The organism is Pseudomonas sp. UV AK001 (assembly GCF_046097675.1).
Taxonomy (GTDB): Bacteria; Pseudomonadota; Gammaproteobacteria; order Pseudomonadales; family Pseudomonadaceae; genus Aquipseudomonas; species Aquipseudomonas kribbensis.
In genome coordinates, this window is sequence record NZ_JBJUVZ010000001.1 from 450,678 (window position 1) to 467,664 (window position 16,987).

22 protein-coding genes are annotated in these 16,987 nt (G+C 61.7%); 11 read left to right on the plus strand and 11 right to left on the minus strand.

What is annotated here, in order from left to right:
- Positions 1 to 45: 45 nt before the first annotated feature.
- Positions 46 to 603, plus strand: coding sequence for a YceI family protein (locus tag ACKLNA_RS02085; RefSeq protein ID WP_408984698.1), 558 nt, complete (start codon positions 46 to 48; stop codon positions 601 to 603).
- A 6-nt stretch (positions 604 to 609) separates the two neighbouring features.
- Here ACKLNA_RS02085 and ACKLNA_RS02090 read toward each other — a convergent pair whose 3' ends face one another.
- From ACKLNA_RS02090 to ACKLNA_RS02100, 3 genes are all read right to left on the minus strand, one after another.
- The gene (locus tag ACKLNA_RS02090) at positions 610 to 822 is read right to left on the minus strand and encodes a YXWGXW repeat-containing protein (RefSeq protein ID WP_085711573.1); all 213 of its coding nucleotides are present in this window, start codon (positions 820 to 822) and stop codon (positions 610 to 612) included.
- Positions 823 to 864: 42 nt separating this feature from the next.
- Positions 865 to 1,191 carry a YXWGXW repeat-containing protein gene (locus ACKLNA_RS02095; protein ID WP_085711572.1) on the minus strand — a complete coding sequence of 109 codons (327 nt, stop codon included), beginning with the start codon at positions 1,189 to 1,191 and terminating at the stop codon, positions 865 to 867.
- A 127-nt stretch (positions 1,192 to 1,318) separates the two neighbouring features.
- A complete protein-coding gene (locus ACKLNA_RS02100; protein ID WP_408984699.1) occupies positions 1,319 to 1,804 on the minus strand; it encodes a DUF3592 domain-containing protein in 486 nt (161 codons plus the stop codon).
- A gap of 156 nt (positions 1,805 to 1,960) precedes the next feature.
- Here ACKLNA_RS02100 and ACKLNA_RS02105 point away from each other — a divergent pair, with 156 nt between their 5' ends.
- On the plus strand, positions 1,961 to 2,647 hold the full coding sequence (locus ACKLNA_RS02105; protein ID WP_134826263.1) for a GNAT family N-acetyltransferase: 687 nt from the start codon (positions 1,961 to 1,963) through the stop codon (positions 2,645 to 2,647).
- A gap of 66 nt (positions 2,648 to 2,713) precedes the next feature.
- On the opposite strand, the gene ACKLNA_RS02110 is transcribed toward ACKLNA_RS02105, so the two are convergent.
- A complete protein-coding gene (locus ACKLNA_RS02110) occupies positions 2,714 to 3,154 on the minus strand; it encodes a hotdog fold domain-containing protein (RefSeq protein ID WP_408984700.1) in 441 nt (146 codons plus the stop codon).
- A 164-nt stretch (positions 3,155 to 3,318) separates the two neighbouring features.
- Between ACKLNA_RS02110 and ACKLNA_RS02115 the strand changes: the two genes are divergently transcribed.
- Positions 3,319 to 3,945 carry a TetR/AcrR family transcriptional regulator gene (locus tag ACKLNA_RS02115; protein ID WP_248740765.1) on the plus strand — a complete coding sequence of 209 codons (627 nt, stop codon included), beginning with the start codon at positions 3,319 to 3,321 and terminating at the stop codon, positions 3,943 to 3,945.
- Between the two features lie 193 nt (positions 3,946 to 4,138).
- Here ACKLNA_RS02115 and ACKLNA_RS02120 read toward each other — a convergent pair whose 3' ends face one another.
- Positions 4,139 to 4,771 (minus strand): TetR/AcrR family transcriptional regulator, encoded by a 633-nt coding sequence (locus tag ACKLNA_RS02120; protein ID WP_408984701.1) that lies wholly within the window; start codon positions 4,769 to 4,771, stop codon positions 4,139 to 4,141.
- A 100-nt stretch (positions 4,772 to 4,871) separates the two neighbouring features.
- Between ACKLNA_RS02120 and ACKLNA_RS02125 the strand changes: the two genes are divergently transcribed.
- Entirely contained in the window at positions 4,872 to 5,456 is a 585-nt protein-coding gene (locus ACKLNA_RS02125; protein ID WP_408984702.1) for an NAD(P)H-dependent oxidoreductase, read from the plus strand.
- On the opposite strand, the gene ACKLNA_RS02130 is transcribed toward ACKLNA_RS02125, so the two are convergent.
- On the minus strand, positions 5,453 to 6,394 hold the full coding sequence (locus tag ACKLNA_RS02130) for a class I SAM-dependent methyltransferase (RefSeq protein WP_408984703.1): 942 nt from the start codon (positions 6,392 to 6,394) through the stop codon (positions 5,453 to 5,455). The two genes, ACKLNA_RS02125 and ACKLNA_RS02130, sit on opposite strands and share 4 nt — an antisense overlap.
- Positions 6,395 to 6,581: 187 nt before the next feature.
- On the opposite strand from ACKLNA_RS02130, the gene ACKLNA_RS02135 reads away from it, so the two are divergent.
- Both ACKLNA_RS02135 and ACKLNA_RS02140 read left to right on the plus strand, forming a co-directional pair.
- Positions 6,582 to 6,995 (plus strand): response regulator, encoded by a 414-nt coding sequence (locus ACKLNA_RS02135; RefSeq protein ID WP_085711565.1) that lies wholly within the window; start codon positions 6,582 to 6,584, stop codon positions 6,993 to 6,995.
- Between the two features lie 63 nt (positions 6,996 to 7,058).
- A complete protein-coding gene (locus ACKLNA_RS02140; RefSeq protein WP_408984704.1) occupies positions 7,059 to 7,727 on the plus strand; it encodes an HAD-IA family hydrolase in 669 nt (222 codons plus the stop codon).
- Here ACKLNA_RS02140 and ACKLNA_RS02145 read toward each other — a convergent pair.
- Positions 7,721 to 8,380 carry an isoprenylcysteine carboxylmethyltransferase family protein gene (locus tag ACKLNA_RS02145; protein ID WP_085711563.1) on the minus strand — a complete coding sequence of 220 codons (660 nt, stop codon included), beginning with the start codon at positions 8,378 to 8,380 and terminating at the stop codon, positions 7,721 to 7,723. The genes ACKLNA_RS02140 and ACKLNA_RS02145 overlap by 7 nt on opposite strands.
- A gap of 164 nt (positions 8,381 to 8,544) precedes the next feature.
- Between ACKLNA_RS02145 and ACKLNA_RS02150 the strand changes: the two genes are divergently transcribed.
- On the plus strand, positions 8,545 to 9,462 hold the full coding sequence (locus ACKLNA_RS02150; protein WP_408984705.1) for a pyridoxal-phosphate dependent enzyme: 918 nt from the start codon (positions 8,545 to 8,547) through the stop codon (positions 9,460 to 9,462).
- A gap of 285 nt (positions 9,463 to 9,747) precedes the next feature.
- Here the strand turns inward: ACKLNA_RS02150 and ACKLNA_RS02155 are convergent, their stop codons facing one another.
- Together ACKLNA_RS02155 and ACKLNA_RS02160 are read right to left on the minus strand one after the other, a co-directional pair.
- A complete protein-coding gene (locus ACKLNA_RS02155) occupies positions 9,748 to 10,119 on the minus strand; it encodes an endonuclease domain-containing protein (RefSeq protein ID WP_408984706.1) in 372 nt (123 codons plus the stop codon).
- Positions 10,120 to 10,308: 189 nt separating this feature from the next.
- Entirely contained in the window at positions 10,309 to 11,208 is a 900-nt protein-coding gene (locus ACKLNA_RS02160; RefSeq protein WP_408984707.1) for a LysR substrate-binding domain-containing protein, read from the minus strand.
- A 113-nt stretch (positions 11,209 to 11,321) separates the two neighbouring features.
- On the opposite strand from ACKLNA_RS02160, the gene ACKLNA_RS02165 reads away from it, so the two are divergent.
- Genes ACKLNA_RS02165 through ACKLNA_RS02175 form a run of 3 tightly spaced genes read left to right on the plus strand, consistent with a single transcriptional unit; the run spans position 11,322 to position 13,573 of the window.
- The gene (locus tag ACKLNA_RS02165) at positions 11,322 to 12,344 is read left to right on the plus strand and encodes an aldo/keto reductase (protein WP_408984708.1); all 1,023 of its coding nucleotides are present in this window, start codon (positions 11,322 to 11,324) and stop codon (positions 12,342 to 12,344) included.
- Positions 12,341 to 13,138, plus strand: a complete 798-nt coding sequence (locus ACKLNA_RS02170) for an SDR family NAD(P)-dependent oxidoreductase (RefSeq protein WP_248740774.1) — start codon at positions 12,341 to 12,343, stop codon at positions 13,136 to 13,138. Before ACKLNA_RS02165 ends, ACKLNA_RS02170 begins: the two co-directional genes overlap by 4 nt.
- 24 nt (positions 13,139 to 13,162) lie before the next feature.
- A complete protein-coding gene (locus ACKLNA_RS02175) occupies positions 13,163 to 13,573 on the plus strand; it encodes an SRPBCC family protein (RefSeq protein WP_248740775.1) in 411 nt (136 codons plus the stop codon).
- 48 nt (positions 13,574 to 13,621) lie between these two features.
- On the opposite strand, the gene ACKLNA_RS02180 is transcribed toward ACKLNA_RS02175, so the two are convergent.
- Both ACKLNA_RS02180 and ACKLNA_RS02185 read right to left on the minus strand, forming a co-directional pair.
- Positions 13,622 to 15,016: a HAMP domain-containing sensor histidine kinase gene (locus ACKLNA_RS02180; RefSeq protein ID WP_085711557.1), complete on the minus strand. Its 1,395-nt coding sequence runs from the start codon at positions 15,014 to 15,016 to the stop codon at positions 13,622 to 13,624.
- On the minus strand, positions 14,994 to 15,677 hold the full coding sequence (locus tag ACKLNA_RS02185) for a response regulator transcription factor (protein ID WP_085711556.1): 684 nt from the start codon (positions 15,675 to 15,677) through the stop codon (positions 14,994 to 14,996). The genes ACKLNA_RS02180 and ACKLNA_RS02185 overlap by 23 nt, the downstream gene beginning before the upstream one ends.
- Before the next feature lie 298 nt (positions 15,678 to 15,975).
- On the opposite strand from ACKLNA_RS02185, the gene ACKLNA_RS02190 reads away from it, so the two are divergent.
- On the plus strand, positions 15,976 to 16,914 hold the full coding sequence (locus ACKLNA_RS02190; RefSeq protein WP_085711555.1) for a hypothetical protein: 939 nt from the start codon (positions 15,976 to 15,978) through the stop codon (positions 16,912 to 16,914).
- Positions 16,915 to 16,987: the final 73 nt, after the last annotated feature.

Consider the following 16,987-nt stretch of genomic DNA (forward strand, 5'->3'; position numbering starts at 1 on the left):
GTTTGCTTAAGTCAATCGAGGCCCACCGAGGCGCCGGAGCATCCCATGTCGATTCGATTGTTGTTGGCTGCCGTGTGTTGCCTGATCGTCATGCCGACGGCGCAGGCGGTGGAGTACACCCGGGTCAATACCGCCGCCAGCCAGATCAGCTTCACTTACAACCAGATGGGCTCGCGGATGTATGGCACGTTCGGCAAGTTCGATGCGACGCTGGACTTCGACACTGCCAATCTGAGCAACGCCCGCACCACGTTGCACATTGACCTCACGAGCATCGACGCCGGCAGCGAGGACGCCAATGCCGAACTGGTAAAACCGGCGTGGTTCGACACGCAAAAGTTTCCGACGGCAGTGTTCGAATCGACCGGTTTCAGCCGTGTCGATGAAAACCATTACCTGGTGGCCGGCCGGCTCACCCTCAAAGGCATCACCCATGAAGTACAGGTGCCGGTGCATCTGAAACCGGACAACAGCATCGGCATCTTCGACGGTGAACTGGTGCTCAAGCGCGATGCTTTCGGCCTCGGTGCCGGGGAGTGGGCCGACACCGTGGTCTCGAACGACATCGCGATCAAGTTCAAGGTCGTGGCGCCGGCCCAGTGACCGGACTCAATACGCCCGCCAATGGCCCGGCACCCAGCGCCACTGGTTGCCGGCCCAGCGGTAATGCCCGGCGACCCAGTGATAGCCCGGCGCAGGCATCGCCGGAACCACTTCGACAATCGGTGGTGGTCGGTGCGGGCGCGCCGGTTCGACGACACAACCCGACAGGGTGATTGCCACCAGCGTGGCGGTGAGCAAGGTTTTTAGGGTTTTTGACATGGTGATGTTCCTGGTGGGTAACGTTGGCGGACGGTTGTGCGATCAACGCACCCAATGGCCTTCAATCCAGTACCAGTTCGGCCCGCGCGCCTGCCAGTGGCCCGGTTCCCAGCGTGCGCCACGGTGACGCACCGGTTGCCAGTGACCGGGCATCCAGACATAACCACGACCTTCCCAGCGCCAATGGCCGCGATCCCAGGCATAACCTGCCCGTGGGCCGGGCATCGGTTCCATGCGCATCGGTGGCGGTGCTTCGCGGATGATCATTTCGGGTTGGGCAAACACGGGGGAACTGGCCAGCGCGGCCAGCGTCACTGGCACCAGCAGCAGGGCTTTTCGCCATTTCAACAGGGAACGCAGAACGTTCATGACAACTCCTCAGGGCCTGCGTCGGGAAAGTGAACGCAGCTGAAGAATTGGACGCCAAATCGGCGAAAGATCCGACGCCGGCCGGATGAAATTTTTGTCAGGAACGGCGCCGGAAAAAGAGGATGAATCAGTAGAAGCGATCTTCTTCTTTCATGGCCTGGATCTGCCAGAACGTCCTGCCCGAGATCAGCAGGAACAGAACCCCGAGCAAAAGGCCGCCGGTCATGATGTAGAAGCCCGGGCGGTAGCTGTGCAGTTCGGCGGCAATGGCGTTCTTCTCCGGCAGCCATCGTGAAACCAGCAGAGGGATCGGCCCGCCCACTTCATATTGCGTGTGCTCGGCGTAGCGCTCGTCGACGAACTGATCTTCGTGGCTCTGCCCCTGATCGTCGGTGTAGCGGTAGTGAAGGATCTTGCCGTTCCGGTTCATCCGGATCTCTTCCAGTTGCGTGACGGTGCCGCTGACTTCCATGGCGTTGAACTGCAACAGACCATAGCGAATGCCCTGTTGGCGGGCCATGCCGGCCAGCAGCAACACTACACAGCATGCGACAGTCAACATCACGATACGGTTGTAGAGATGATCCCTTTGGGCTTCGCGCGGGTAGTACATCGGACGATCCTTCGTGATTTCGGAATAGAGAAAAGCTGCATCGGCGGCAGGGCGGGCAACTTTAGCCGGTGTCCGCGCCCGGGCGCGGTATGATGTCGGCGTTTGCCACGGTCAGCCCGGTGGCAACCTGTGTTTTACCGCCGGAGTTCACCCGCCATGCCCCGCATCACCCACTACAAATCCCCGTGCCCCGAAGGCGTCAACAGCCAGATTTTGCAAATGGTGGTCGACTACCTGACCGACATCAGCGCGATCGGTCTTGGCCCGAGCAACCTGCTGTACAACGTCTATCAGTACGCGGTCGGCTACGAGGTGCATTTGTATCTGGAGGCGCTGAACGGCGAGAAGGGCACCGAAGTGGAATTGCTGGTGGCCACCGACGACGATGATCCGGAACAGGTGATCGGCTTTCTGTTGTATCTGCCGGTCCAGGGCGATTGGGAAGCGTGCAATGTGGCGTACCTGGCGGTCGATCAGCAGCATCGCCGCCAGGGTGTGGCCCGTGCGCTGATTGCTGACATGGTTGCGCGTTACCCCCATGCCGAACTGACGTGCAGCGTGGGTAAAGTCCCGTATTTCGAAGCGCTGGGCTTTGAAGTGCTGGGCCAGCTGGAGACTCAGGTGCTGATGAGCACCCGGCATTACCGCAGCAACGGTTTGCGCGGTTTTATCGACACCACGCCGATCTACCGCTCGCTGGAAGTGCAGCAGATCCACACCTACTTGCTGCAAAAACATGGCAAACGGGCGATGGTCGATGCCGAGAAGCAGCGTGACCGGCACCTGGATCAAGTCACCCGTCACACCGAAGAGTTTGTCCGCCAGCGCCTGACCGTGCACTGATCCGGCCAACGGCAAAAAGCCCTTGTTGCGATGACCGCAACGAGGGCTTTTTTTGTGCCCGTGATTTCAGGACAGCTTCACGTTCATGGTGATCCGTGCCGTGAACACCTTCTTGCCCTCGGCGTCGTGGATGTCCACCGGCACGATCTTGTCGCCTTCGGTCTGCCAGTCCAGCCCTTCGCCATTGGCCACGGCGGTCACATCGGATTTGGCCTTGGCCAGGTACTCGACGGTCATGCCTTTGGGAATCCAGCGTGCGCCGGTGGGAATCGACACGTCGGTCATCATCCCGGCTGCCAGTTCGGCGGCGTTGCACATGGCAATGGCGTGTACGGTGCCGAGATGGTTGGTGATCTCGCGGCGAAACGGCACCTGCACCGTCGCCGAGCCTGCGCGCAACTCGCTGACCAACGGATTGATGCTGCTGAAATACGGTGCGACCTGACAGGCCATCTGGCTGAACGCTTCGGGGCCGGCGCTGGTGAACATGCTGAGAAACTGACTCATGGGGAAACCTCGCGATTGGATGAATTTACAGAATTATGTTCCGTTACAGAATATTATTCTGTAACGGAACGGTATTCTGTCCGTGGGAAATCTGTCAACCTAGGCGCGTTTCGATCACCGGCACGGGCGTGCCTTTCAACCGGATTTACAAGGCTTTCAACCCCATGGACACCGCAGATCTACTCGAGCGCAGCTACCCCGGACGCCGGGCCGAACTCAAGCGCGACATCTTTCGTCAGGCCCTGCGCCTGTTCAACGAGCAGGGAATCGAGGCCACCACCATCGAAATGATCCGCGCCGAGTGCGACACCAGCGTCGGCGCGATCTACCACCACTTCGGCAACAAGGAAGGGCTGGTGGCCGCGTTGTTTTTCACTGCGCTGGAAGATCAGGCGCGCTTGCGCGACGCCTATCTGGCCGAGGCAACAACGACCGAGGAGGGCGTGCAGGCGCTGGTCTACAGCTATGTGGACTGGGTGGAAAATCAGCCGGAATGGGCGCGGTTCCAGTATCACGCGCGTTATGCCGTGACCCGGGGGCCGCACAAGGACGAACTCGCCGACCGTAACAGGACGCGCAACCAGGGTCTGCGCACCTGGCTGAGCGAATCCGGACGCGCTGCCGAACTCAATGAATGTCCGGCTGAATTGCTGCCGTCGCTGATCGTCGGCCAGGCCGACAGCTATTGCCGCGCATGGTTGTCGGGAAGAGTGCAGGGCAGTCCGAAGGCTTATCGCGAGTTGCTGGCGCAGGCCACGTGGCGCTCGATCCGCCGCGAACCGGAACGCTGATTTTCAGAGACAAAAAAAGAGCCTCAAGACTCTTTGATGGGGAGGAAGTAGAGCCCGTGAGGCTCAAGATGCGCGTGAAACAAGGTGCGGGCTTGATTGGGGTTCAGGGCACCCGCACCTACGCAGCGGTTTGGCGAACCAAGCGGCTGCGTATCTCCATCCTAGGAAGGTGCCCGGACGGTCTCAAGTACCGTCAGTCACTTGCTTTTGCGGCGCTGGCGGCGGCCCTTTCGACCATCGCGGTGATGGTTGCAAACAACTCGTCGCGGGCCTGCGCCGCGCTGATTTCATCGGTGGCCGCAGCTTGAGACAACGCCTCGGCGGCACCGAGCATGGCGCGCAGTCCCGCCTGGGTAATGTCGCCACCGTCAGCGAACGGCGACAGCACGCGGCGGCATTTCTCCAGGAAAATCGCCTCGTATTCGCGCTTGATCTTCTCCAGTTCCGGCGTGCTGTCCAGGGCGGCAATCACCCCGGGAATCTCGTTACCCTGAGTCAGCACACAGTCGACATACGACGTGGCAATCACCGAGGCAGTGCCGCTCAGCGTCGCCTCGCAATTGTCCAGCGCGGCATCCATCAATGCGGTCTGGCGCCTGTCGAAATCCTGATACAGCGCCGCCAGCAAACCGGCGCGGGTGGTGAAGTGGTCATACACCACCGGTTTGGTCACGCCGGCCTTTTCCGCCAGATAACCCAGGGTCAGGGCATCGGTGCCTTCTTCGCGAATCAATTGCCAGGCCATGTCGAGCAACTGGCGCTGGCGGTCTTCCCGGGACAGGCGTCGGCGGGGTTGAACGGATTCGGGGATTTCAGTGATTGACATTGTTTATATACCAAACGTAACTTACTGAAGGTAACTTACTAAGTGTAGCTTATCGAAAGGATAAGCCCTTGGTCAGCAATCACCAACCGGAGATTTCCCCATGCACGCTTTGATTGTTGTGGCTCATGACGATCCCCGTTCGCTGACTCATGCGCTGGCGCAGAAAATCGCCAAAGGCCTGTCGGAGAACGATCCTTCCAACACCTTCGAAATCGCTGACCTGCACGCCGAGGAATTCGACCCGCGTTTCGGCGTGGCCGACTGGGCCGTGCATCACCGCGAATCCGCGCCTCCAGCGGATGTTCTGGCCGAGCAGGCTCGGATCGACCGCGCCGATGCGCTGGTGCTGGTCTATCCGGTGTTCTGGTGGTCGATGCCGGCGCTGCTCAAGGGCTGGATCGACCGGGTGTTCAGCAATGGCTGGGCGTTTGATTTCGACGGCGATTCGACGCGCAAGAAGCTCGGACGCCTGCGTGTGCAACTGGTTGCACTCGGCGGGGCTGATGCACGCACCTACGAACGCCATGGCTACGGCGCAGCGCTGAAGACGCAGATCGATCACGGGATTTTCGATTACTGCGGGGCGACGGTGGCGGGCTCGGCGTTGTTGCTGGAGTCCGAGTCGAGCGATCCTGCGGTGCAGTTGCAGGCAGCGCGCGAACTCGGACAAGGGCTCTTTCGCTAGTCGATGCGTTTGAAGACCAGCGCCTTCAGACCGCTTTGCGGATCGATATCCGGAAACTCCGGCGGGTTCTCCAGCCGCTGCTCGAAACGCAGGCTCGGCGCCTCCTGGGTCACGCCGTCGATCAGGAAGTCCGGACCAAACGAAGGATCGTTCATGCACGCCAGCACCGTGCCGTGCGCCGTCAGCAGTTCCGGCAGGCGGCGCAGCACGCGCTGGTAATCCTTGGTCAGCAGGAAGCTGCCTTTCTGGAACGACGGCGGGTCGATGATCACCAGATCATAGGGGCCGCTGTTGATCACCTTGCCCCAGGACTTGAACAGGTCGTGGCCGAGGAAACTCACCTTGCTCAGGTCATGCCCGTTCAACCGGTGATTGTCTCGGCCCCGGCTCAGCGCGGCGCGGGACATGTCGAGGTTGACCACATGGCTGGCGCCACCCTCGATGGCCGCCACCGAAAAACCGCAGGTGTAGGCGAACAGGTTCAGCACCCGATTGCCGGCTGCCTGCTCGCGCACCCAGTTGCGCCCGTAGCGCATGTCGAGGAACAGCCCGGCGTTCTGCTTGCGGCCCATATCCACCCGGTATTTCAGCCCGCCCTCGACGATGGTCATCTCGTCGATTTCTTCCCCCAGCAGCCATTCGGCGGTGCTCTGCGGCAGGTAACGGTGCTGGATCAGCAGGGTGTGGGCGCCGGACTGTTGCCATGGCGCCGAACCGGTGATTTCCAGTAACAGACGCTTGAGTTCTTCCAGTTGCGAAGCCTCGGGTTCCTTGAACAGCGACACCAGCACCACGCCTTGCAGCCAGTCCACGGTGACTTGCTCCAACCCCGGCCAGCAGCGTCCACGACCATGGAACAGGCGCCGGGTTTCGGCCGGAGCCGAGGTCAGCGCAGTGAGCAGGTGGGCGTGGAGAACGGCGAGAGCTTGAGGGTTCATCAATCGGGATCGGCCAGCAAAAGGGCGGGCATTTTAACCACAAAAACGCCGTGGCGATGGCCCGCCGAGCGACGTTATCGAAAAGACCTGTATCAAAAATGAATTTATGTACAAGGCGCTGCTCATACCAGATAAGCAGCGGGATCATGCCGCTAAATCGTTCATGCAATTCAGGGAGTGCCAGTTCATGTGTCCAATTCCGACGTCGAGCGCGCACCTTCCTGGCGGGTTGATTCTGGTAGTGGAAGACGATCCGTTGATTCTGGAGTTTCTGTGCGAAATTCTTCAGGAGGAAGGTTTCAAGGTCGAGCCGCAGACCAGTGCCGATGCGGCGTCGCAGTACCTGGAAGAGCACGCGCCGGAAGTCGCGCTGCTGCTCACCGACATCACCATGCCCGGCACCCTCAATGGCGCGGACCTGGCCAATCTGGTCGGCGAGCGCTGGCCGGAAAAACCGGTGATGGTCATGTCCGGCTATGAAACGCCGGAAACCTCCGGCGTCCGCCATCCGGTGGCGTTCATCAAGAAGCCCTGGGCCATCGGCCAGTTGCTCGATTGTGTGGACGGCGCGTTCAAATCCAAGGCGCCGCGTCTGCACTGAAGCCTGCGGCAGATGCTACATTGCCGGGCACATTTGCCCGGCTCTGCCTAAGGATGCGATCCCTTGTCTGCTCACGATGCTGTTTTCAATCGCGCGTTCGGCGCGTTCCTGTTCGACATGGACGGTACCGTCCTCAACTCCATCGCCGCCGCCGAGCGGATCTGGGCGGCCTGGGCCGAGCGTCATGGCGTGGATGTCGAGTCGTTCCTGCCGACCATCCACGGCGTGCGCGCCGTCGACACCATCACGCGTCTGAACCTGCCGGGGGTGGACGCCGAGGCGCAAGCCGCGTTCATCACCGAGGCGGAAATCGAAGACGTTGAAGGCATTGTCGAGATTCCGGGTGCGGCGGCGTTTCTCAAGTCGTTGCCGGCAAATCAGTGGGCCATGGTGACCTCGGCGCCACGGGATCTGGCGTTGCGGCGGATGGCGGCGGCGGGGATTCCCGAGCCGGCGGTGATGATCACTGCCGAAGACGTGAGCGCCGGCAAACCTGATCCGGCCGGCTACCGACTGGCCGCCGAACGTCTGGGCCTGAAACCGGCCGATTGCCTGATTTTCGAAGACGCGACGGTCGGCATCCAGGCGGCTGAAGCGGCGGGTGCGCCGTTGATGATCATCACGGCGACTCACCAGCATCCGATCGAAACTCCGCACGCGACCATCGCCAGCTACCGCGAGGTTGCGCTGAGTATCGACAGCGAAGGCCAGTTGCGTTTGCAACCTCAGTAAACTCCCGGCAACAACCGCCAGCTGCGCGCGCAATAGGCGTCGTATTCGGCGCCGAACTGGGTGCGCAGCAGCGCTTCTTCCGAGTGGATACGGGCAATCAGCGGGATCAGCGTCAGCGCCGCCAGCAGGATCCCGACCACCGAACGAAATGCCAGGGCCCAGCCCAGTGCGTTGACGACCAGCCCCAGATAGCTGGGATTGCGCAAGCGTGTGTAAATGCCATCGGTTACCAGACGGTGCCCCGGCTGAATCGCCACCAGGCCGCTGAACCGATGCCCCAGCACAAACACCGGCCACAGCCGCAACGCCCCACCGACAATGAACAGCAACGCCCCCAGCCAGCGGGTGCCTTCGCTGCCCACGGTCCAGAAACCGATTCGGTCGCAATACGCCGGCAGAAAACCACTGACCAGTCCGATCACGCCGAACGCCGGAAGCACCCAGCGATTGGCCCGGTCTTCGCGCTCGCCGGAGCTGAGGTTCACTTCGCTGAACAACGACACCACCACCATCACCAGCGTCGCCAGGGCCACGACCACCAGTGATCCGTGGGAGAAGAACACCGCCACGCCACCGATGCCCCACATCGCCAGGCCCAGATAGGCGAGGGTGGCGAGGACCGCGACGACGGTCATTTGCGCTGACATTTTCATAGGCACCTCACGGCTGTTCCGTTCAGTGTAGATCCGGGCACGATCCCCGGCGTTCAGCGTTGGGTGGGCGGGGTGAACTAAGCTTCAGACAGGGACGTTTCACTTTCATCCGTCCACGCTCCGACGCAGCGGTCGCCCGGACGTGGCGTCATCAGGAGCCCGCCATGCTGCACATCCGCACGCCGTTGATCCTCCATCCGACTCTGTCGACCACCTCCCGGCGTATCTGGCTGAAACTGGAAAACCTGCAACCCAGCGGCTCTTTCAAGCTGCGGGGCATGGGATTGTTGTGCAGTCTGGCGGCGGCGCAGGGCAAACGCAAAGTCGTCTGCCCGTCCGGTGGCAACGCCGGCCTGGCTACGGCGGTGGCGGCCGCCAGTCTGGGTTTGCAAGCCTGCATCGTGGTGCCGCACACCACCCCCGAAGCGACCCGCGCGCGGATTCGCCGCACCGGCGCCGAAGTCATTGTCCACGGCAAAGTCTGGGACGAAGCCAACCAGCGAGCACGGGAACTGGCCAGCGCGGCAGACACCGAATACGTCCCGGCCTTCGACCACCCGGTGTTGTGGGAGGGGCACAGCACCATGATCGATGAAATCCTCGAAGACTGCCCGCAGGTCGACACCGTGGTCACCTCGGTCGGCGGCGGGGGATTGCTCGCAGGAATCCTCACCGGACTGCTGCGCCATGACCGGCGTGACTGCCGGATCATCGCCTGCGAAACCCGGGGCGCCGCCTCGTTTGCCGCCGCCGTTCAGGCCGGCCACCCGGTGCGCCTGAGCAAGATCGACACCGTCGCCACCTCCCTGGGCGCCGCGCAGGTGGCGAAGTGGCCGGTGCAGTACATCGGCGAGTTCGATCATGAATGCCTGGTGCTGTCCGATGACGACGCGATCATGGGCGTGGTGCGCTATGCCAGTGATTTGCGGCAACTGGTAGAGCCGGCGTGCGGGGTGTCGCTGGCGGTGGCTTATCTCGATCATCCGGCGCTGGCGGAGGCTCGGGATGTGGTGATTGTGGTGTGTGGCGGGGTGAGTATCAGTGCGCAGTTGGTGGCGGGGTGGGGGCGTTTCGGGATTTGAATGCCCGGATTTCTGTGTCGACCGCTTTCCCTCACCCCAGCCCTCTCCCGGAGGGAGAGGGAGCCGACCGAGGTGTCTTGAGGGATACATCGACCTGAAAAACCGAGTCGATTATGGATTCCAAGCATGCGACACCGAGTCGATTATGGATTCAAAGCATTGGCCGGAAATACAGAGTCGATTATGGATTCACTGCAAAGCTTTCAGGTCGATGTATTACGGCAATATCCCCCAATCAGTTCCCTCTCCCTCTGGGAGAGGGCTAGGGTGAGGGCGCTTTCTGGATCAGGACCGCGATCTCAGATCCTCCGCGATCCTGACAATCTGCTCCAACACATCCCCCATCTGCTGAATCACCTCAAGATTACTGAACCGAACCACCTCAATCCCAAGCCGCTGAAGATAGAGCGTCCGCCGCCGATCATGAATCTCTCCCGCCTCCTCATAATGCTGCCCGCCATCCAGCTCCACCGCGAACCTCAACTCCACACAATAAAAATCCAGCACAAACGGCGGGATCGGCACCTGCCGCCGAAACTTCAGTCCCGCCACCTGCCGCGCACGCAGCCTTTGCCAGAGCATCTGCTCGCAATCGGTCTGGCTGGCGCGCAAGCGGCGGGCGAATCGGCGTTGGTCGAGGGTAGGGCGATTTTGCATGCTTCACGTCCTTGTGAAGTGGGATGGAAAAATCACTGTAGACCAGACCAACCGGCAGTGTCGGATCAACCTGATTATGGATTCACACTAGGTTTTTCAGGTTGCTGTATCACGTCAATATCCCCCGATCAGTTCCCTCTCCCTCGGGGAGAGGGCTAGGCGGGCGGCGTTCCGATGAGGGGCCGCGGATTACTTGGCGCCGGAGATATCAGACCCAGTCAAAACCTCCCGAAACGTCTCCACCAACGGCCGCAAATTAATCCGGTGCCAAGCCGCCCACAGCGGCGTGGTAAACGCCAGCCACGGCACCTCCCGCAACACCACACCCGGCGGGGCGTTGTGGCTCAGGCCTTTCTGGATCATTGCAATCCCCAGCCCCGAAGCGACCAATCCGAGCGCGGTGAACGGCTCGGTCGCCTGCATGCGCACATCCGGGGTGAAGCCGGCACGCAGGCAGGCGCTGAGGAAGTCGTCGCAGGCATCCTGGCGCGGTTGCACGCCGATCCATTCCTGAGTGGCCAGATCCTCCGGGGTCAGCGAAGCCTGTCCAGCCAGCGGATGCTGCTCAGGCAGCGCCAGCAGCATCGGGTCGTCCAGTACCTGAAAACCCAGCAGATCCGGATCGTCCGCCGCCGGCGGTTCACTGACCAGTGCAATATCGAGGCTGCGCTGACGCAGGCCTTCAAGCTGTTCGGCGGAGTTGAGGTTGTACAGCGCGACATGCACGTTCGGCCGATCCCCCCGCAGCACGCGCAAGGCGTTGGGCAGGACGCCCGCGTGCATGGCGTTCTCGATATAGCCGATGCACAAGCCACCTTCCTCGCCACGGCCCAGGCGTTTGCCGAGGGATTCGAGGCGATTGGCGTGGGTCAGCAAGGCACGGGTTTCGGCGAGGAACGTCTGACCGTCGCGGGTCAGGCGGATGCGCTGCTGGCTGCGTTCGAACAGGGTCAGGCCCAGACGCTCTTCGAGCTGGGCGATCTGCCGGCTCAGGGGCGACTGGGAAATATGCAGGCGCTCGGCGGCGCGGCCGACGTGCTCTTCCTCGGCGACGACCACGAAGTAGCGCAATTGGCGGAAATCGATCATGTCAGACCTTTAGGGACTCAAGTGCTGCGCATTATGTCTTGGACGGTCTGGGCGTCGCAATCTAGGATCTGCTCAACGGTCAACCACGACCCAGACACTACGAGGAAACCCCCATGAGTTTGAAAGACAAACTGCCCGGTCAGCTGGGCTTCGGCACCGCGCCACTGGGCAACATGTTCCGCGCCATTCCTGAGGAGGAAGCGCAAGCCACCGTGCATGCGGCGTGGGATGCCGGCGTGCGTTATTTCGACACCGCGCCGTTCTACGGCTCGGGCCTGTCGGAAATCCGCCTCGGCGAAGCACTGTCCCGCTACAAGCGCGACGACTATGTGCTCAGCACCAAGGTCGGCCGGGTGATTCTCGACGAAGTCGAAGACGCCGCCGCCCGGGATCTGGGCGAGAAGAGCGGGGTGTTCGAACACGGCCGCCCGAACAAAATCGTCAACGATTACAGCGCCGACGCCACCTTGCGCTCGATCGAAGACAGCCTCGAACGCCTGAAAACCGATCGCCTCGACATCGTCTGGGTCCACGACATCGCTCAGGATTTCTATGGCGACCAATGGCTGGAGTATTTCAACCAGGCCCGCACCGGCGCCTTTAAAGTCCTGACCCGCCTGCGTGAAGAAGGCGTGATCAAGGGCTGGGGCCTGGGCGTGAACAAGGTCGAACCCTGCGAGTTGACCCTTGATCTGACCGAAGCGCAGCCCGACGGTTTTCTGCTGGCCGGCCGCTACACTCTTCTCGACCACGAACGTGCCCTGCAGCGCCTGATGGATTCGGCGCGGGCGCAGAACGTTGAAATCGTCGTCGGCGGCCCTTATAGCTCGGGGATCCTGGCCGGTGGCGCGCACTTCGAATACCAGAAGGCCAGCCCCGAGATCGTTGCCAAGGTCGAGCAGATCAAACGTATCGCGGCGGTCCATGGTGTGGATGTAAAAGCAGCGGCGCTGCAATTCTCCCTGGCCAATCCGGCCGTGGCGGCGGTGATTCCCGGCGCGAGTAAACCGGGGCGGATCGCCGAAGACGTGGCGGCGCTGTCAGCGGTGATTCCTGCCGGTTTCTGGCAGGCCATGCGTGAAGCGAAACTGGTGTCCGAACGTGCACCATTACCTATCGATGAGGTGAAAGCATGAAGATCGATCTGAGCGGAAAACTGGCGATTGTCAGCGGCAGCACGGCGGGTATCGGTTTGGGCATCAGCCAGTCACTGGCCGAGGCGGGCGCCACGGTGGTAGTGATCGGTCGCGACTCGGCCAAGGTCGAGCAGGCACTGGCGAGCATCCGCGACAAAGTGCCGGGCGCGAAACTGCGCGGTCTGACGGCGGATCTGGGCACGGCCGAAGGCGCGCAGAAACTGTTCGCCGCGGAACCGAAAGCCGACATCCTGGTGAACAACCTCGGGATCTACAACGCCGTGGACTTCTTTGATGCGCCCGACGATGAGTGGACGCGCTTCTATGAGATCAACGTGATCTCCGGCGTGCGCCTGTCGCGGCATTACGTGCCGGCGATGGTCGAGCAGGGCTGGGGTCGGGTGATTTTCCTGTCTTCGGAATCCGGCGTGGCGACCCCGGCCGACATGATCAACTACGGCGTGACCAAAAGCGCCAACCTCGCGGTGTCCCATGGCCTGGCCAAACGGCTGGCCGGCACTGGTGTCACGGTCAATGCGATCCTGCCGGGTCCGACCTTCACCGACGGCGTCGAAGAGATGCTCAAGGATGCCGCTGCCGAATCCGGCCGCAGCCTGCGGGACGAAGCCGACGCGTTTGTGCGCCGGGCTCGCCCGACCTCGATCATCCAGCGTGTGGCCAATGTCGAAGAAGTCGCGCACCTGGTGACCTACATCGCTTCACCGCTGTCCTCGGCCACCACCGGCGCGGCACTGCGCGTCGACGGCGGCGTGGTCGACAGCCTGGCAATCTGAATTTTTTGAGAGAGACATTTATTTATGGCAACAGCATCAGCATCCATCGACATCCCGGCTTCGGCCGATCAGGTCTGGCAATTGATCGGCGGCTTCAACACGCTGCCGGACTGGTTGCCGTTCATTCCCAAGAGTGAACTGAGCGAAGGCGGGCGCGTGCGCAGCCTGCAAACCGCCGACGGCGGGGTGGTGGTCGAGCGCCTGGAAAGCTTCGATAACGCCGGCAAGACCTACAGCTATTCGATCCTGCAGGCACCGTTTCCGGCCACCGACTATCTGGCGACGATTCGCGTCGAAGCCCAGGGTCAGGGCGCGAAGGTGACGTGGTCGGGGCGCTTTACGGCCAAGGGCGTGAGCGATGAGGAAGTGGTGGCGCTGTTCAGCGGCATCTATCAGGGTGGGCTGGAGGCGCTGCGCGCCAATTACCCGGCCTGAGTTTCATGATCGTTCCCACGCAACGTGGGAACGATCACTGCCCAAAAGTCAGGACTGTGAAATCAGACTCTGCCGACAATCCAGCACCAGTTTCGCCCCGCCCAGATCGCTGCGACCCACCTCAAGACTGAACCCGTGCAGGCTGACAATCGCTGCAACGATCGACAGCCCCAGCCCGAAACCGCTTTGCGGTTGTCCACCCTCTGCACGATAGAAACGCTGGAACACTGCTTCGCGTTCCGACTCGGGAATGCCGGGGCCGGAATCGTGCACTTCGATCCGCGTATGCCCCGCATCATTCACCCCACGCAGAATCACCGTGCCGCCCGGCGGAGTGAACTTGATCGAGTTGCTCAACAGGTTGGCCAGCGCCTCGAACAACAGCGCCCGGTCACCATTGAGCATCGGCAGGGTTTCCGGCATGTTCAGCTCGAAACGCAGTTCGTCCTCTTCGGCCAGCGGCAGGTAGAACTCGTGCAGTTCCTGCAGCAACCGCACTGGATCAAGCTCGACGAATCCCGAACGGCGCTGCCGATCTTCCAGTTCGGAAATTCTCAGCAAACCCCGAAAACGCGCCATCAGCGTATCCGCCTCGGCCAGCACCAGATCCAGTTGCGCGGCCTCCGGCGAGCCTTCGCCGGCCTGCTGCTGCATGCGATACAACTGCGCCCGCAAACGAGTCAGCGGAGTGCGCAGGTCGTGGGCGATGTTGTCGCACACGCCTTTGACTTCGTTCATCAGGCGCTCGATGCGATCGAGCATGGCGTTGACGATGGCGGCGAGCATGTCCAGTTCGTCGCGGCGATTGGACACGGGCAAACGGTGAGTCAGGTCACCGGCAACGATCGACTGGGCACTGGCCTGAATTGCGCGGATGCGTCGCAACGGCCGACGCCGCAGCAAATGCCAGCCGATGACACCCGGCACGATTGTCAGCGAAACACCCCAGAGCAGGGCGCGCAGAATGATCCGGGTCACGGCGAACAGCGAACCGTTGTCGCGCACCAGCACCAGCCAGCGACCGTCGCGGGTCGGCGTGGCGACGGCATCGCAGCTGTCGGCGGGCAGGGTCGGGTCGTCGGATTCGGAGCAGTCGCGCAGTTCGTGGATCTTGCCGTCCAGCGGCAGGCCGGCGGGCATCTGCTGCAAGGCCCCGCCAAGGTAGGTGTGGTCGGCGGCGAACAGGCCGTAGGCATCGATGCCGCGAATGTCGAAGGTCATGCTGGCGGCGAGCGCGTCTTCCAGTTGCTCACCGCGAAAGTGCGAGAACAGATGCTGACGCTGCATCAGCGAATGCTTGGCCAGGTTGTCGAGGTAACCGGACACCTCGAAATACATGACCCCCATGAGGATCCCGCTCCAGGCCACAAACAACGAACTGTAAAGCGCCAGCAGCCGGCTGCTGGAGGAACGCCAACCGTCAGACGGGTTCGGCAATGACATAACCCGAGCCTCGCACCGTGCGGATCAGCGGGACGTTGCCCGGCGGGTCGATCTTCTTGCGCAGACGGCCGATGTGCACGTCGATCAGGTTGGTGCCCGGGTCGAAGTGATAGCCCCAGACTTCCTCGAAAATCATCATCCGCGACAGGATCTGGCCGCTGTTGCGCATCAGGAATTCCAGCAGTTTGTACTCGGTCGGCAGCAGCGTCAGCACCTGCTCGGCGCGGCTGGCTTCGTGGCTGATCAGGTCCAGTTCCAGGTCCGCCACACGCAGGGTGGTGGGCTGGGTGCCGCCGTTGTTCTGGCGGCGCAGCAACACTTCGACCCGGGCGGCCATCTCGTCGGTGGCGAAGGGTTTGGTCAGGTAATCGTCACCGCCGGCGCGCAGACCGCGTACGCGTTCGTCGACATCGGACAGGGCACTGATCATCAGGATCGGCGTGGACACACCCATGGTGCGCAAAGTAGTGACGATGGCCAGGCCATCGAGCTCGGGCAGCATGCGGTCGAGGGTAATCAGGTCGTAATTGCCGCTGACGGCGCGGTCGAGGCCTTCGCGGCCGTTGTCGACCCAATCCACGTCGAGGCCGTGGCTGCTCAGTTCGGCGACGATTTCCCGGGCGGTCACGGCGTCGTCTTCGATGGTCAGGATGCGAGTCATGGTGGGCCTGCTGATCGGTTCAAACGGAATGGCAGCATTTTGCCAAGATTTTGCAATAACGCTTTAAATTAACTTTCATGTTGTAGTTGATACAAACGGCCCGGGCCGGAATTTTGTGCCAATGCATAAAACCCGCTGCGATTGCACTGTTGTTGCAAATTGCATGGTCCTGGGAAGTTCATTCTTTTTAACTCATTGAATTACAACGATTTATTTAATGTTGTCGACTGGCACAGTCACTGCAATTCATCTGCTGACGAGTTGTAACACCATTTTTCATGCCGGGAGCAGAACAACAATGAATAGATCCTCTGATGGGTTTTATCCTGCCTTTGATGGCGAGTCGAGCAACGTCTCGGGAGTCTCCTGGGGCGCGATTTTCGCCGGGGCCGCAGCCGCTGCGGCGCTGTCGATGATTCTGGTGCTGCTCGGCTTCGGTCTGGGCTTCTCTGCAGTTTCACCGTGGGCCGGGGAGGGTGTCAGCGCCAAGGGCCTGGGCATTTCGACAATCGTGTGGCTGGCGGCGACGCAAATCATCGCTTCCGGCCTGGGTGGCTACATTGCCGGTCGCCTGCGGGTGAAGTGGGCGAACATGCACGGTGACGAGGTGTATTTCCGCGACACCGCCCACGGCTTCCTCGCCTGGTGCGTGGCCACGCTGGTCACCGCAACCCTGGTGGTCGGCTCGGTCAGCAGCATCGTCAGCGGTGGCGTGCAGGCCGGTGCGAGTGTTGCCGGTGGCGCCGCCAGTGCCATGACTCAGGCAGCCGGAACAGCTGCGGCCAACACCAGCAGCGACCAGTACGGCTACTTCGTCGACAGCCTGTTCCGCGATGACCGTCCCGCCGCCGTCAGTGATGACGCCGCTCGCGGCACCGTAACCCGGATCTTCGCCCAGAGCCTGGCCAACGGTCAGCTCAGCCCCGAGGATCGTACCTACCTTGCGCAACTCGTGGCGCAACGTACCAACCTGAGCCAGGCCGATGCGGAGCGTCGTGTCGATGAAATCTACGCCCGTACGCAAAAAGCCATAGCCGACGCCAAGGTCAAAGCCCAGCAAGCCGCTGACACCGCCGCCAAAGTCGCTGCCTGGACCTCGCTGTGGATGTTCATCGCGCTACTGGCCGGCGCGTTCTTCGCCAGCCTGTCGGCCACCTTCGGCGGTCGCCGCCGGGATGCTGTCGAGTACGTCGAAGTCGACACCTACACCACGACCACTGTGCCCCCAGTCCGTTAATCAAGGAGCATCACCATGCGCTCATTACTGCTGTTTTTCCTCGGCGTGCCAATCCCGATCATCATCCTGATCG

Coding starts and splice junctions, on each gene's coding strand:
- ACKLNA_RS02085 (WP_408984698.1), top strand. CDS start 46: ATGTCGATTCGATTGTTGTTGGCTGCCGTGTGTTGCCTGATCGTCATG.
- ACKLNA_RS02090 (WP_085711573.1), bottom strand. CDS start 822: ATGTCAAAAACCCTAAAAACCTTGCTCACCGCCACGCTGGTGGCAATC.
- ACKLNA_RS02095 (WP_085711572.1), bottom strand. CDS start 1,191: ATGAACGTTCTGCGTTCCCTGTTGAAATGGCGAAAAGCCCTGCTGCTG.
- ACKLNA_RS02100 (WP_408984699.1), bottom strand. CDS start 1,804: ATGTACTACCCGCGCGAAGCCCAAAGGGATCATCTCTACAACCGTATC.
- ACKLNA_RS02105 (WP_134826263.1), top strand. CDS start 1,961: ATGCCCCGCATCACCCACTACAAATCCCCGTGCCCCGAAGGCGTCAAC.
- ACKLNA_RS02110 (WP_408984700.1), bottom strand. CDS start 3,154: ATGAGTCAGTTTCTCAGCATGTTCACCAGCGCCGGCCCCGAAGCGTTC.
- ACKLNA_RS02115 (WP_248740765.1), top strand. CDS start 3,319: ATGGACACCGCAGATCTACTCGAGCGCAGCTACCCCGGACGCCGGGCC.
- ACKLNA_RS02120 (WP_408984701.1), bottom strand. CDS start 4,771: ATGTCAATCACTGAAATCCCCGAATCCGTTCAACCCCGCCGACGCCTG.
- ACKLNA_RS02125 (WP_408984702.1), top strand. CDS start 4,872: ATGCACGCTTTGATTGTTGTGGCTCATGACGATCCCCGTTCGCTGACT.
- ACKLNA_RS02130 (WP_408984703.1), bottom strand. CDS start 6,394: ATGAACCCTCAAGCTCTCGCCGTTCTCCACGCCCACCTGCTCACTGCG.
- ACKLNA_RS02135 (WP_085711565.1), top strand. CDS start 6,582: ATGTGTCCAATTCCGACGTCGAGCGCGCACCTTCCTGGCGGGTTGATT.
- ACKLNA_RS02145 (WP_085711563.1), bottom strand. CDS start 8,380: ATGAAAATGTCAGCGCAAATGACCGTCGTCGCGGTCCTCGCCACCCTC.
- ACKLNA_RS02150 (WP_408984705.1), top strand. CDS start 8,545: ATGCTGCACATCCGCACGCCGTTGATCCTCCATCCGACTCTGTCGACC.
- ACKLNA_RS02155 (WP_408984706.1), bottom strand. CDS start 10,119: ATGCAAAATCGCCCTACCCTCGACCAACGCCGATTCGCCCGCCGCTTG.
- ACKLNA_RS02160 (WP_408984707.1), bottom strand. CDS start 11,208: ATGATCGATTTCCGCCAATTGCGCTACTTCGTGGTCGTCGCCGAGGAA.
- ACKLNA_RS02165 (WP_408984708.1), top strand. CDS start 11,322: ATGAGTTTGAAAGACAAACTGCCCGGTCAGCTGGGCTTCGGCACCGCG.
- ACKLNA_RS02170 (WP_248740774.1), top strand. CDS start 12,341: ATGAAGATCGATCTGAGCGGAAAACTGGCGATTGTCAGCGGCAGCACG.
- ACKLNA_RS02175 (WP_248740775.1), top strand. CDS start 13,163: ATGGCAACAGCATCAGCATCCATCGACATCCCGGCTTCGGCCGATCAG.
- ACKLNA_RS02180 (WP_085711557.1), bottom strand. CDS start 15,016: ATGTCATTGCCGAACCCGTCTGACGGTTGGCGTTCCTCCAGCAGCCGG.
- ACKLNA_RS02185 (WP_085711556.1), bottom strand. CDS start 15,677: ATGACTCGCATCCTGACCATCGAAGACGACGCCGTGACCGCCCGGGAA.
- ACKLNA_RS02190 (WP_085711555.1), top strand. CDS start 15,976: ATGAATAGATCCTCTGATGGGTTTTATCCTGCCTTTGATGGCGAGTCG.